12 protein-coding genes are annotated in these 12,705 nt (G+C 57.1%); 2 read left to right on the top strand and 10 right to left on the bottom strand.

Features of this window, described 5'->3' with window-relative positions:
- The 5 genes from VN577_14305 to VN577_14285 all read right to left on the bottom strand — a co-directional run bounded on the left by VN577_14305 (nt 1) and on the right by VN577_14285 (nt 5,830).
- Entirely contained in the window at nt 1–804 is an 804-nt protein-coding gene (locus VN577_14305) for an enoyl-CoA hydratase-related protein (GenBank protein ID HWR15997.1), read from the bottom strand.
- Nucleotides 805–836: 32 nt separating this feature from the next.
- The gene (locus tag VN577_14300) at nt 837–1,055 is read right to left on the bottom strand and encodes a hypothetical protein (GenBank protein HWR15996.1); all 219 of its coding nucleotides are present in this window, start codon (nt 1,053–1,055) and stop codon (nt 837–839) included.
- A gap of 2 nt (nt 1,056–1,057) precedes the next feature.
- Nucleotides 1,058–1,981: a 3-hydroxyacyl-CoA dehydrogenase family protein gene (locus VN577_14295; GenBank protein ID HWR15995.1), complete on the bottom strand. Its 924-nt coding sequence runs from the start codon at nt 1,979–1,981 to the stop codon at nt 1,058–1,060.
- 42 nt (nt 1,982–2,023) lie between these two features.
- Nucleotides 2,024–3,223, bottom strand: coding sequence for an acetyl-CoA C-acetyltransferase (locus tag VN577_14290; GenBank protein ID HWR15994.1), 1,200 nt, complete (start codon nt 3,221–3,223; stop codon nt 2,024–2,026).
- Nucleotides 3,224–3,295: 72 nt separating this feature from the next.
- The gene (locus VN577_14285) at nt 3,296–5,830 is read right to left on the bottom strand and encodes a diguanylate cyclase (protein ID HWR15993.1); all 2,535 of its coding nucleotides are present in this window, start codon (nt 5,828–5,830) and stop codon (nt 3,296–3,298) included.
- Nucleotides 5,831–6,023: 193 nt separating this feature from the next.
- Here VN577_14285 and lexA point away from each other — a divergent pair, with 193 nt between their 5' ends.
- Entirely contained in the window at nt 6,024–6,641 is a 618-nt protein-coding gene (lexA, locus tag VN577_14280; GenBank protein HWR15992.1) for a transcriptional repressor LexA, read from the top strand.
- A gap of 70 nt (nt 6,642–6,711) precedes the next feature.
- On the opposite strand, the gene trxA is transcribed toward lexA, so the two are convergent.
- From trxA to VN577_14255, 5 genes are all read right to left on the bottom strand, one after another.
- The gene (gene trxA, locus VN577_14275; GenBank protein ID HWR15991.1) at nt 6,712–7,047 is read right to left on the bottom strand and encodes a thioredoxin; all 336 of its coding nucleotides are present in this window, start codon (nt 7,045–7,047) and stop codon (nt 6,712–6,714) included.
- Nucleotides 7,048–7,293: 246 nt separating this feature from the next.
- A complete protein-coding gene (gene leuD, locus VN577_14270) occupies nt 7,294–7,878 on the bottom strand; it encodes a 3-isopropylmalate dehydratase small subunit (GenBank protein HWR15990.1) in 585 nt (194 codons plus the stop codon).
- Nucleotides 7,878–9,284 carry a 3-isopropylmalate dehydratase large subunit gene (leuC, locus tag VN577_14265; protein ID HWR15989.1) on the bottom strand — a complete coding sequence of 469 codons (1,407 nt, stop codon included), beginning with the start codon at nt 9,282–9,284 and terminating at the stop codon, nt 7,878–7,880. Before leuC ends, leuD begins: the two co-directional genes overlap by 1 nt.
- Before the next feature lie 2 nt (nt 9,285–9,286).
- Nucleotides 9,287–10,393 (bottom strand): 3-isopropylmalate dehydrogenase, encoded by a 1,107-nt coding sequence (leuB, locus tag VN577_14260; protein HWR15988.1) that lies wholly within the window; start codon nt 10,391–10,393, stop codon nt 9,287–9,289.
- Nucleotides 10,394–10,423: 30 nt separating this feature from the next.
- Complete coding sequence (locus VN577_14255; GenBank protein HWR15987.1) at nt 10,424–11,641, bottom strand: 2-isopropylmalate synthase; 1,218 nt, start codon at nt 11,639–11,641, stop codon at nt 10,424–10,426.
- A 148-nt stretch (nt 11,642–11,789) separates the two neighbouring features.
- On the opposite strand from VN577_14255, the gene VN577_14250 reads away from it, so the two are divergent.
- A complete protein-coding gene (locus VN577_14250; GenBank protein HWR15986.1) occupies nt 11,790–12,704 on the top strand; it encodes a LysR family transcriptional regulator in 915 nt (304 codons plus the stop codon).
- Nucleotide 12,705: the final 1 nt, after the last annotated feature.

Genomic DNA, 12,705 nt, shown 5'->3' with positions numbered 1-12,705 from the left:
TTATTTCCCGTTGAAGTTAGCCACACGTTTTTCGAGGAAAGCCGTCGTGCCTTCCTTTTTGTCTTCTGTGGCGCAGGTGACAGCGAACAGCGTCGCCTCGACGAAAAGCCCTTCCGCGAGTGTCATCTCCATGCCCTTGTTTATGGCTTCCATGCAGTAGCGGATAGCTAATGGCGCATTGGCGATGATCTTCGCCGCCAGTGCTTCTGCGCGCGGCATGAGATCGGCGGCGGGTACAACCTCGTTGACGAGGCCGATTCGGTGGGCTTCCTGTGCGGTGATCATTTCACCTGTGAGATTGAGCTGCATCGCGATGCCCTTGCCGACAAGCCGCGGAAGGCGCTGGGTGCCGCCGTATCCCGGAATCACGCCGAGTTTGACTTCGGGTTGGCCAAGCTTTGCATTTTCGGAGGCAAGACGCATGGTGCAGGCCATCGCGACTTCGCATCCGCCGCCGAGAGCGAATCCGTTGATGCACGCAATGACGGGTTTTCCGAGATTCTCAATCAGGTCGAGCACGGTCTGACCGCGATGCGTGTACTCTTTCGCCTCTACGGGAGACAGCTTCTGCAATTCACTGATATCGGCACCGGCGATGAAGGCTTTTTCGCCCGAGCCGGTTAGCAAGACCACGCGAACGACGGAGTCATCCTTCGCGTCGAAGAATGCAGCGCGGAGTTCGGCCATGGTTGCCATGTTGAGGGCATTCAGGACTTTGGGGCGGTTGACGGTGACGTAGGCGATGGCGCCCTTTTTCTCGTAAATGATGTTCTCAAAGGCGGTGGGAACAGTGCTTGTGCTCATATGAGTTCCTCGTGAATCTATATGACAGCTTTTTACTCCACTAGTTCATACGCCAGCAGTCCACGATGACCATCGTGAAAGACATGCTCACGGCAACGGACGTGCGACCGCGGCGGAAACATCCAGCGTTCGCCCTGGGGCTCCTCGTCTACTTCAATTTCGTAGACATCGTCGTGCAACAAAGCCGCGTGAACTGGGCGCCAGGTTTCAGTGCCTTCGTCGAGCAGCGGCATATAAACAACTTCGCTCACGCCTAAGCTCCGGTTGCGTGCCGTGCTTCAGCGGCGAAACCGCGCAAAGCCGCATCGTTCGCCACCGGCTTCTCGGGATTGGTGTAATCGTAGAATCCCTTGCCGCTTTTGCGACCATACCAGCCCGCTAGCACCATGCGCTTTAGCAGCGGGGGCGCGGCGAAACGGCGCTCCTTAAATTCATCAAACATCACGTGGGTGATGTAGTACGTGGTGTCGAGACCGACGAAGTCGAGCAGCGTGAACGGGCCCATCGGATAGCCGCAGCCCAGGCGCATTGCCCAATCGATGTCCTCGATGGAGCCGACACCCTCTTCGTAGGCGCGGATCGCATCGAGCAAGTAGGGAACCAGCAGGCGGTTTACGATGAAGCCAGTCTTGTCGCTGGTGCGGACGGGAATCTTGTTCAGTTTCCGGGCGAAATTGAAGGCCGCTTCGAAGACCTGCTCGTCCGTGGCAATCGTACGCACGACTTCCACTAGTTTCATCAGCGGAACCGGATTGAAGAAGTGCAGCCCAACAAAGCGTTCCGGACGCATGGTGGCGGTGAGCAGTTCCGTTACGGAAATGGAAGACGTGTTCGTCGCGAACACTGCCCCCTCCTTCACGATGCCATCGAGCTTGGAATACAGCGCTTTTTTGTCGGGTACGTTCTCGATAATGGCTTCGATCACGATGTCGCAGTCGGCGAGATCCTGGGCGTTGGTTGTGCCCTTTAGACGACCATAAACAGTTTCCGCCGATTCCTTCAGAGTGCCCTTCTCGGCGAACTTCGCCAGTGACTTCTGAATTCCCGTGAAGCCTTTGTCGAGATACTTTTGGTCAGCCTCAAGGACGACCACGTCGAATCCGGCCATCGCCGAAACCTGCGCAATGCCCGAGCCCATCAGACCGCAACCGCAGACGCCTACCTTCTTGATTTCCATCGGTTTCTCCAAATCCGTAACAATCCGCGCAATCCGCGGTTATTACTTAAAAGCTTCCACGATCACTGCGATCCCTTGTCCACCACCTATACAAGCCGTCGCGAGGCCGTACTTCTTTCCGCGCCGCCGCAGTTCGTGAAGAAGTGTAATCACCAACCGCGTCCCTGTCGCGCCCAGCGGATGGCCCAAGGCAATGGCACCGCCGTTGACATTCACCTTCTCGCGATCGAGTCCGAGTTCTTTTTCGACCGCCAAGTATTGTGCGGCAAACGCTTCATTGACTTCGATCAGGTCGACGTCTGCAAGGGTTAGCCCCGCTTTCTTCAGCGCCATCTTCGACGCGGGTACCGGACCACTGCCCATGATCTTCGGATCCACACCAGCAATGCCCCAACTGACGATACGCCCCAGCGGCTTCAGCCCACGCTTCTGCGCTTCATCCAAATTCATCATGACCGCGGCGGCCCCGCCGTCGACGATCCCGCTGGCATTTCCAGCGGTTACGGAACCATTCTTGCCAAATGCGGGCTTCAGTTTTTGCAGGCTCTCGATCGTAGTTTCTGGACGGCGATGATCGTCTTCCGTGAACATTTCGCCGCTTGGTTCGCCTTTGCGGTTCTTCAGCGGAACGGGAACAAGTTCTTCCTGAAGGCGGCCGGCTTTGTACGCATCATCCGCACACCTCTGTGAGCGCAGTGCGAACTCGTCCTGCATCTCGCGTGTGATGCCTTGCTGCTCTGCATAAAGTTCAGCAGTATTCGCCATGTAAAGACCGCAGTAGGTGTCGAGCAATGCGACCATCAGTGAGTCTTCGAGCTTGCCTTCGCCAAGACCCACGCCCCATCGCATGCCGCGGATTACGTGCGGAGCCTGCGACATCGACTCCATTCCGCCCGCAAGAACGACGTTGGCCTCGCCCAACTGGATCATTTGCGCCGCCGTGACCAGCGACTGCATGCCCGATCCGCACAGGCGGTTCACTGTCAACGCAGGTGTCTCGATGGGGACGCCCGCCCGCAATCCCACGTGACGCGCGCCATAGAGAGCATCGCCAGACGTCTGCTGGGCATTTCCGAAGACGACGTGGTCAACGTCCTTTGGGTCCACTCCGGCGCGTTCAAGTGCGCCTTTGGCTGCTGCGGCGCCAAGTTCCATGGCGGTAAAGTCTTTCAATTTGCCGCAATAACGGCCCATCGGCGTGCGTACGCCGCTGACAATGACGATGTCGGTACTATTTGGCATTGCACCCCAGAAAAGTTCGAACGACCGTTCGAAAACGAACTAGTGTATCAGCGGGGCAGAGGGTGGGACAAATCAGGCGCTGACGGCGTTTGCCTCGAACATGGGAGCCAAAGCATGGGCGCTGTTGCCGCCTTCATGGCGGGCAATTTCGAGGGCGCTCTCCACTCGGTTGATCGCTTCAGTCACGATGTCCACGGCTTCGAACTTGGACTGCATCACGAGTTCGGCGATACCGGCCGTCAGTGTCACAGGGTCGTTCTTCCCGGGCACTCGCATCGTGGCGGTCTTCTTCCGCAACTTGTCGATTACAAAGAAAGCATTCTTGTCAGTGGTATCGGAGAGAATGAGCGCGATGGTAGTGAGCCCGTAACGTACCGCCAGGTCGCTCTGCCGGATGTTGGCCGTAACCACATGACCGACCTCCTGCATGGCAAATTCGACCGTGGGCTCGCCTACTTCCTTGACCAATGCCGATGCGGAACCGAAGTTCATGAGCACGACCGTGACGGGAGACTTCGTTTGCAGGCTGCGCTGAACCTCGGATAGAAGGACGTCGAGGTAAGACGAGCGGCGCAGCAGCCCCGACTTTTCGTCCGTGGGAGCAAGGCTCTTCACCAGGCTCCGCAGACGCGCGTTGTTGACCGCGATCACGATCTGCTCCGAGATAGTGTTCAGAACAATCTGGTCCACTTTGCGGAATATTCGGGCATTTCCGCACTGTTCGAGAATGACAATGCCGATGTGTTCGTCGCCATCCTTCATCGGAACGGCGATCAGCGATTCAATCTTTTGCGCGATCAGGACCTGGCGAATTGACGAGAGTTCCGGCGCAGTTTGTGCTTTCTCGAATGAGACTGGCCCCCCGGCGGCGACGGCTTGCGTCTGTAGAGTCGAGATCAATCGGGCAAGTCCCATGACGTCAGATTTCGGCACACCAGATGCACAGTACTCCATCGCAGCCGACGGAGGTTTCCCCGGTGCGCTCAGACCTGCAACGCACCGCGAAACGTTCCAGTGCCGTCCCACGTCGTTGACCGTGGTGAACAGAACGGATTTGATGCTCGATTGTCGCGCGATATTGCGCGTAATTTCCGTCACCCGCGCGAAGTTATCGACAGCGTTCTCATTGTTAACCGCCGTCGATGTCGCTTGCTGCGCTTGGCTGGCATCCTCGTACTTCGGAGTGAACCCGGCAGCATTGAAGAGGCTCAGGAGCTTCTCGTGTTTCTCCTCTTCCCGTGGGAAGAGCTTGTTAATTCTCTCGAGCCTCTCAACGGCTTTTGAGCGCATGGAGTACTGCAGGAAGATTTCTGCCTGAAGCATCAGGTCTTCCAGGATCGTCGGCTCCTGCGGCTTTTCTGGTTCCGGCTCGACTTCAATATCATCTTCTGTCGCTTCAGCGGTTGTGGTTCGCGTTACCGTCGTGATCCGGTTAGCAATGGAATTGAAGCGATTCGAATCGATCTTGCCGCGAAGCAATTCGAGGCGTTCTTCATGGCCGGGCTCGTAAGCATCCACCTCTGACGCGCGGTCCAGGCACTCGGCTGCTTTCATGTAATTGCGATTTGCAAAGTGCAGTTCGAAGAGCTTCAGCAGAGTGTCGCAGTATTCGTGTTCGCGATTCGCGGTGTTGAAAAGTTGGGCCAGATACTCAAGAAACTCGACCCCCGGATTCTGCCGCTGCACCAGGTCGTTCACTAAACCCAGGAAATCGCGCATATCGCCGCGCTTGCTGATCTCAGGCTCGATCTCGCGGGCAAAATGGATGGCCTCAACGGTTTTGCCGTTATAAATGTATGAGTTCAGCACCTCTCCAATAAGAGGCATCGCGCCAGGTGACTGCTTGTAGTACCGGGTGATTACGGGTTCGGCGTTCTCTGGTTGGTTGGCCAGCAGCAGGGCGTTCGCGAATAACTCGAGATATTCCGTCGTATCTAGTTTGACGGTTTGGAGCACTTCAACGGCCTGCTCGGCGCGACTGTCCCGCAGGAGGCAGCGTGCGTGCGATAGCCCGGCTGTGGGGTTCTCGGGATCCAGCGAGTAAGCACGCTCGAACATTGCAGCGCCATCGCGCCCGCTGTCTTCCTCCATGCGGCCCAGTTGCAGGAACGACAGCGCCGCGCTGCGGTTGTCGCCCATTGCCACGGCCAGATCCGCTTCGCGCTTAAGGTTCTCGGAGCAGGGTTCGAGCGAGACGATGCGCTTGATGGTCTGCATCGCCTGGGCGCGATCACCATTCGTGATGTAAGCCTGAAAAACAGACTTGAGGCTGTCGAGCGCTTCGCGGGGACTGGAGCGCTCGATTAATTGTGCGTACTTGAAGGTGCGTTCGATCCCCGGAGAAGTCAGGCGCGCCAGTTTCTTGTAGGTATTGATTGCCTCGGGGCTGCGTCCGAGGGCAACGGCATGATCGAAAATATCGCCCAGATAGCAGCAAGCTTCGCTGGAGAGGTCGAGCGAAAGGCACAGGTCGGCGGCACGTTGCCGGGCCGAGTCGTTCGAGGGATCTTCGCGGATGACCTCACGGAATTCTTCCAGCGCCGAAGTCAGTTTCCCCTTCTGAAGGTATTTCTCCGCTCTTTCCAGGCGCTTTGCGATTTCCGACATGAGACCGAGACCAGTTTACTCCGTGAGCGAGCCATCCGCTGAGTTTGGGTATTGTATGCGGAGGTAATAGGCGCGGCAATTGAGCATTTCGCTTACATCGCGCACTTTAAGAGAAGTATTGACTTTCGCCTTCCTTTCGCCGATACTTACGCCGAAGTTCAGGCTCTGACTTCTTGGCTAGGACGGCATGCGCATGGCTATTACGCGGCGCCAGAAACAGGTTTACGACTTCATTTCCGATTTCGTGGCGCGGAACGGCTACTCCCCTTCGTTTGAGGAGATCGGCGAAGGCCTGGGCCTGAGTTCGCTGGCCACCGTCCACAAACATATCTCCAACCTCGAAAAGAAGGGCCTGCTCAAGCGCGACTACAACCGAAGCCGGTCGATTGATGTCATCCCGCCTAAGGGCGGTTTGAAGAAGACCATGGCTCCCCCGCCGCTGACCTTGCCACTGATGGGCCGGATCGCTGCGGGGCGCCCGATCGAAGCCGTTGAGAATCCAGAGACGCTGTCTCTATCCGATTTCGCAGGTTCCAAAGACGTCTACGTCCTGAAGGTTGTTGGCGAATCCATGCAGGACGAGCACATCGTCGAGGGCGACTACGTGATCGTCGAAAGCGCCAAAACAGCCCGCGACGGCGAGATCGTGGTAGCCCTGGTAGAAGGATCGGATGCGACCCTGAAGCGTATCTATCGCGAAGGCGAAAAGATCCGGCTACAACCGTCGAATACTAGGATGCAGCCTATCGTAGTTCCCGCGCATACCGTCGAGGTGCAGGGAAGAGTGATTGGAGTTCTCAGGAAGTACTAGCTTCTTTTCTCCCTTGAAGCAGAAAAGCCCGGCTTCGCTGAGCCGGGCTTTTTAATCTTGAGTTCTTGGGTTACCCAACCACGTGCTTATTAATAGCCTTCTCAATCGTCTCTTTCGGGACGTATCCGACGATCTGTTCGGCAACTTGGCCGCCTTTGAAGATCAACAGGGTCGGGATGCCGCGAACGTTGTAGCGCTGGGGAGTCGCGACGTTCTTGTCCACGTCCATCTTTGCGACTTTTACTTTGCCCTGATACTGGTTGGCTACCTCGTCCACGACGGGTGCCAGGGCGCGGCAGGGTCCGCACCACGCCGCCCAAAAATCAACTACCACCGGCTGATCGGACTTCAAAACATCCTGATCGAAGTTGGCATCGGTGACTTCCTGAATCAGATTACTCGCCATTCCTTTTCCTCTCCCGGATAAAAGCTGAGTGCTATACGCCACCGTCGTGCTTACGCCGGTTACTGGTGACTTTTTTTATCCTAACACTCCATTCGATGCAGAAACTGTGACAAGGTCGCAACTGAGGAGAGAGAGTCGAATCCGAGCGGGGCGGCGGTGAAGCATCGGCGGCGAGAACGCTGTCCGCCTCTGACCGCATGATTCTAAAGCGCTTACGAAATAGCTAAATGGTTGCGCTATGGCGAGTTATACGTGCCGCTGCTCGTAGGCCGCGATCTGGTCGGCGAATCTGAGCGTCAATCCGATATCGTCCAACCCTTCCAGCAGGCATCTGCGGCGGAATGGGTCAATCTCGAACGAAGCTTCGAATCCTCTGTCGTCATGAACTCGGCATTGCTCCAGATCGACTGTGAGCTGATAGCCGTTTGTCTTGGCTTTCTTCAGCAGTTCGGCAACGTCAACTTCGCTCAACCTCACCAGCAGTAATCCATTCTTAAGCGAGTTGTTGTAGAAGATGTCGGCGAATGTCGGCGCGATAATTGCCTTGAAACCATAGTCCGCCAGTGCCCATGGCGCGTGTTCGCGCGAAGACCCGCAACCGAAGTTCTTTCCGGCCACCAGGATGCTTGCGCCGGCATAGTCTGGCTGATTCAGTACGAAAGAATCATTCGGAGTTCCGTCAGGACGGAGCCGCCAATCATAGAACGCGAACTGGCCGAAGCCCGTCCGCTCGATCCGTTTGAGGAACTGCTTGGGGATGATCTGGTCCGTATCGACGTTCGCGCGATCTAGTGGCGCGACGAGTCCGGTATGTACGCGAAACGGCTGCATTACTTGAACTCCCAGCGACGCACATCGGTGAAATGGCCGGTTACGGCAGCTGCTGCCGCCATGGCGGGACTTACAAGGTGTGTACGTCCACCACGCCCCTGTCTCCCCTCGAAGTTCCGGTTCGATGTCGAAGCACAACGCTCGCCCGGTTGCAGGATGTCGGGATTCATTCCCAGGCACATGGAGCATCCGGCCTCGCGCCAGTCGAACCCGGCTTCGCGGAAGATCTTGTCCAAACCTTCCTTTTCCGCTTCCTGCTTGATTTGGAAAGAACCCGGCACCACCATTGCGCTAACCTTCGGGGCGACACGATAGCCCTTTACAACTCTTGCAGCGACACGAAGATCTTCCAGGCGCGAATTGGTGCACGAACCGATGAACACACGGTCTACGCTCACCGACTCCAGCGGCTGATTCGGCTCCAAAGCCATGTACTCGAGCGCGCGTTCGGCAGACTTTCGATCCACTTCCGAGGCCACGTGCGCCGGATCTGGAACTCGATCCGTGATCTGCACCACCATCCCGGGACTGGTTCCCCAGGTCACAAATGGCGCGAACTTCGATGCGTCCACTTCGACCACCCGATCGTAAGTAGCGCCGTCGTCACTGGCTAATGTTCTCCAGTTCGCAACCGCAGCGTCAAAGTCTTTCGGGGCGAAGCGTCTTCCACGGACGTACTCGAACGTGGTCTCATCAGGAGCGACCATCCCGGCTCTCGCGCCTGCTTCGATGCTCATGTTGCAGAGCGTCATCCGGCCTTCCATCGAAAGCGCACGGACGGTTTCTCCGGCGAACTCGATCGCATAGCCAGTTCCGCCATCCGTGCCGATGTTTCCGATGATTCCCAGGGCCAGGTCTTTCGCCGTCACACCGGCAGCCAGATTGCCGCTTACATGGATGAGCATCGTTTTCGGCTTCTGTTGCGGCAGGCACTGCGTGGCCAGCACATGCTCCACTTCGCTTGTGCCGATGCCGAAGGCAAGCGAGCCGAAAGCTCCATGCGTGCTGGTATGGCTGTCGCCGCAAACGATCGTCATCCCTGGCTGAGTCAGCCCAAGCTCCGGACCGATCACGTGCACAATGCCTTGTTCCGGGGAATCTACGTCGTATAGCTTGATTCCGAATTCGGCACAGTTCTTGCGCAGTGCTTCCATCTGCTTGGCAGCGATCTGATCAAGCACCGGCAGATGTCCCGGCGAGGTCGGAACATTGTGATCGATGGTGGCAATTGTGCGCTTCGACTGGCGGACCTTTCGGCCGGCCGCACGAAGTCCATCAAACGCCTGCGGAGACGTGACCTCATGTACCAGGTGCAGGTCGATGTAGAGAATCGGAGGCTGGTCGTCTGGTGTGCAGACGACGTGCGAATCCCACAACTTCTCGAACAGTGTCCTTGGTTTCGGCATCGCTAAACGGCGTGATAGGCACGGCGGCGATCGAAAGCCTCCGCCAATTTGTGCTCAACCATCTTTCCCATCTGCTCGGTCGAAAGCACGTTCTTGTGCTTTCCGTTGGGATTGAGGTCAGGCGTCCGGTATCCGGATTTCAGTACGTCGCGAATGGCCTCTTCCACATCCCGCGCGTCCTCTTCCAGCTTAGCCGTGTGGCGAAGCAGCATGGCGACGGAAGCGATCGCACCCAACGGATTGGCGATGCCTTTCCCAGCAATGTCGGGAGCCGACCCGTGTACCGGTTCGTATAGATCCACGCTGCCGCCGATCGTCGCAGACGAGAGCATGCCGAGCGATCCGCTTAATGCGGCGGCTTCGTCGGAAAGGATGTCGCCGAACAGATTCTCGGTGAGCACAACGTCGAACGATGTTGGATGGGTGATCAGCCGCATAGAGCATGCATCCACGTACATGTGCTCCAGCTTCACGTCCGGATATTCCTTGCCCATCAAGGTCACGACTTCGCGCCAGAGTTGCGAAACTTCCAGCACGTTGGCCTTATCGACGCTCGTTACTTTTTTGCGGCGCTTCCGGGCGAGTTCAAACGCTACGCGTGCCACCCGCTCGATCTCCTCGACCGTGTAGCGCATGGTATTGAACGCCGCGCCGCGCTTGCCCTCGAATCCGCGCGGCTGTCCGAAGTAAAGGCCCCCGAGAAGCTCACGGATAAAGAGGATGTCCGCCTTGCCGAGAACTTCCGCCTTGATGGGCGAGCAGTCGGCAATCGCCGGATAAGCAATCGCAGGCCGCAGATTGGCGAATCCGCCCAGCGTTTTGCGAAGCGCAAGCAAGCCCGCTTCCGGGCGCTCCTTTGAAGGCAGGTTGTCAAACTCAGGACTTCCAACAGCCCCAAGCAGGACTGCGTTGCTTTTCAGGCACACTTCGGCGGTTTGGTCAGGAAAAGACGAGCCAAACTGCCGAATGGCATTTCCGCCTACGGAACGCTCGGTAAAACGAAAATCATAGTTCTGCGATTCAGCCACGAAACGCAATATGCGGACTGCCTCGCGCGTAACTTCTGGACCTATTCCATCGCCCGGGAGAACACAAATATTTAACTTCATAACCTTGTCACTGAACCTTTAAAGCCGAGTCTATGCCCTTCCCATCGAAGTGGAAACTGCGGCAGTGGTCGCTGCCTCTACTGGCATTCCCAACGTGGGAAATTCTTCGCGAATGATCGCGAGCAGATGCCGATCTTCGACAACCTTGATCTGGTCGGCGAGAGTGACGAACTTCTTGTAAACGCTGTCGAGCTGGCGGCGATCGAAGGAGTATCCGAGTTGGCCGCAACGGAAGCCGAGCGCTGCCCGCCCGGAGTGTTTGCCGAGCACGAGCTTATTTTCCGGAACGCCGACCGACTTCGGCGCCATGATTTCGTACGTCAACGGATTCTTGATCACGCCGTCCTGGTGGATGCCGGCTTCGTGCGCAAAAGCATTGCGTCCGACGATGGCCTTGTTGGCCTGCACGTGTACGCCGGTCATCTCGGTCAGTAGGCGGCTTGTTGGATAGAGCTGTTCGCTGACAATGCCTGTGTCGTACGGCAGCATGTCGGCGCGCACGCGGAGTGTCATCACAATCTCTTCCAACGCGGCGTTACCGGCCCGCTCGCCAATGCCGTTGATGGTGCATTCCACCTGGCGCGCACCGCCCTCGATGGCGGCGATCGAATTCGCTACCGCCAGGCCAAGATCGTTATGGCAATGGGTAGAGAGAACGGTGCCGTACTTGCGTGTACGCGCACAGGCGGCGGAGATGATCCGCGTCATGTCGGATGGCAGGCTGAATCCAACCGTATCCGGCAGGTTCACCGTACTGGCGCCCGCCTCGGCGACGGCTTCCGAAACGTCGCACAGGAAATCCAGATCCGTACGGGTCGCATCCTCGGCGGAAAACTCAATGTCTTCGCAAAGCGAGCGCGCGAACTTCACGGCCTGGACCGCCTGTTCAAGGCACTGTTGGCGGCTGATCTTCAGCTTGTAATGCAGGTGAATGTCCGATGTTGCCAGGAACACATGGATACGCGGGTGCGCCGCAACCTTTACGGCTTCGTATGCGCGCTCGATATCCATCGGCGTGCAGCGAGCAAGTCCGGCGACCTTCGGCCGCTTGATCTCTTCCGCGATCGCGCGTACTGATTCAAAGTCGCCATCGGATGCGATCGGGAACCCACCTTCGATGATGTCCGCGCCCAGCACGTCGAGCTGGCGGGCCATGCGGACCTTTTCATCCAGGTTCATGCTGCAACCGGGCGACTGTTCACCATCGCGCAATGTGGTATCGAAAATCTGTACTCGGGCTCGCTGCATTTGGGGGATCCTCCTGCTTGTTCGGGCAAGGTGCCCACAAGTAGGGTGCAGCCGTCGGGTAAATAAGACAAGTTTATAGTTATTCTTGAAAGATAATGTAGGCTTATGATATAAGCTTTACTTTCATCCCAAGTGCAAGGGGACATTCGTGGATTTATTCCAACTGGAGACCTTTTTGACCGTGGCCAGAGAAGGCAGCTTCTCTCGAGCCGCAAAGAAGCTGTATCGCACCCAACCTGCGGTAAGCCAGACCGTCCGCAAACTGGAGGACGAGATCGGCGAATCGCTGTTTGATCGTTCTTCGCGCGAAGGCATTCTCACCGATACCGGGCGCGTACTGCTCGAGTACGCCGAGAAGCTGCTCAACATGAGAACCGAAGCCATCGGCGCACTCCAGGAGTTGCGTGAGATGACCAAGGGCAAGCTCAGCATCGCGGCCAACGAGCTTACGTGCCTCTATCTGTTGCCCGTGCTTAACGACTTCCGGCGGCTTCATCCGATGGTGAAAGTTATCATTGAGCGCTCGCTCGCAAGCCGCATCCCCGACGAACTGCTCAATCACAGTGTCGAGATGGGCGTTCTCACTTTTCGCCCGGACGACAGCCTGCGCTCCATTCTTGTTTATCGTGACGAACTGGCGTTCGTCGTTCCGCCAAATCATCCGCTCGCGCGATCCAAGGAAGTCAGCATCCGCCAGTTGGGAGCCGAGTACTTCGTCGCCCATCATGTCGCATCACCGTACCGTGCTAAGGTCCTTGAGACCTTCCATAAGCGCAAAGTTCCACTTCACATGGATGTCGAGATGCCCACCATCGAGGCGTTAAAAAAGTTCGTCGCAATGGGTAATGGAGTTGCGCTGATCCCGGCAATCACGATAGAGAACGAATTGGAGCGTGGCGAACTCGTACGTGTTCCATGCCGGGACCTGGTCTTCGAGCGTAAGGTACGGCTCGTTTATCGAAAGAATGCCACTCTCTCTCATGCTGCCCGGGCATTCATGGATATCGCCCAGTCATTCGCCGAACGCGAAGGCGGACGCTACATGTTCCAGCAGGAGCGATAAG

This window comes from Terriglobales bacterium, from assembly GCA_035561515.1.
In the GTDB taxonomy this organism is placed as follows: domain Bacteria; phylum Acidobacteriota; class Terriglobia; order Terriglobales; family Acidobacteriaceae; genus DATMXP01.
This window is presented reverse-complemented; position numbering and strand designations above follow the sequence as displayed.

Bases quoted from the DNA above. Each gene is read 5' to 3' on its own strand.
- VN577_14305 (HWR15997.1), bottom strand. From the start codon at position 804: ATGAGCACAAGCACTGTTCCCACCGCCTTTGAGAACATCATTTACGAG.
- VN577_14295 (HWR15995.1), bottom strand. From the start codon at position 1,981: ATGGAAATCAAGAAGGTAGGCGTCTGCGGTTGCGGTCTGATGGGCTCG.
- VN577_14290 (HWR15994.1), bottom strand. From the start codon at position 3,223: ATGCCAAATAGTACCGACATCGTCATTGTCAGCGGCGTACGCACGCCG.
- VN577_14285 (HWR15993.1), bottom strand. From the start codon at position 5,830: ATGTCGGAAATCGCAAAGCGCCTGGAAAGAGCGGAGAAATACCTTCAG.
- lexA (HWR15992.1), top strand. From the start codon at position 6,024: ATGGCTATTACGCGGCGCCAGAAACAGGTTTACGACTTCATTTCCGAT.
- trxA (HWR15991.1), bottom strand. From the start codon at position 7,047: ATGGCGAGTAATCTGATTCAGGAAGTCACCGATGCCAACTTCGATCAG.
- leuD (HWR15990.1), bottom strand. From the start codon at position 7,878: ATGCAGCCGTTTCGCGTACATACCGGACTCGTCGCGCCACTAGATCGC.
- leuC (HWR15989.1), bottom strand. From the start codon at position 9,284: ATGCCGAAACCAAGGACACTGTTCGAGAAGTTGTGGGATTCGCACGTC.
- leuB (HWR15988.1), bottom strand. From the start codon at position 10,393: ATGAAGTTAAATATTTGTGTTCTCCCGGGCGATGGAATAGGTCCAGAA.
- VN577_14255 (HWR15987.1), bottom strand. From the start codon at position 11,641: ATGCAGCGAGCCCGAGTACAGATTTTCGATACCACATTGCGCGATGGT.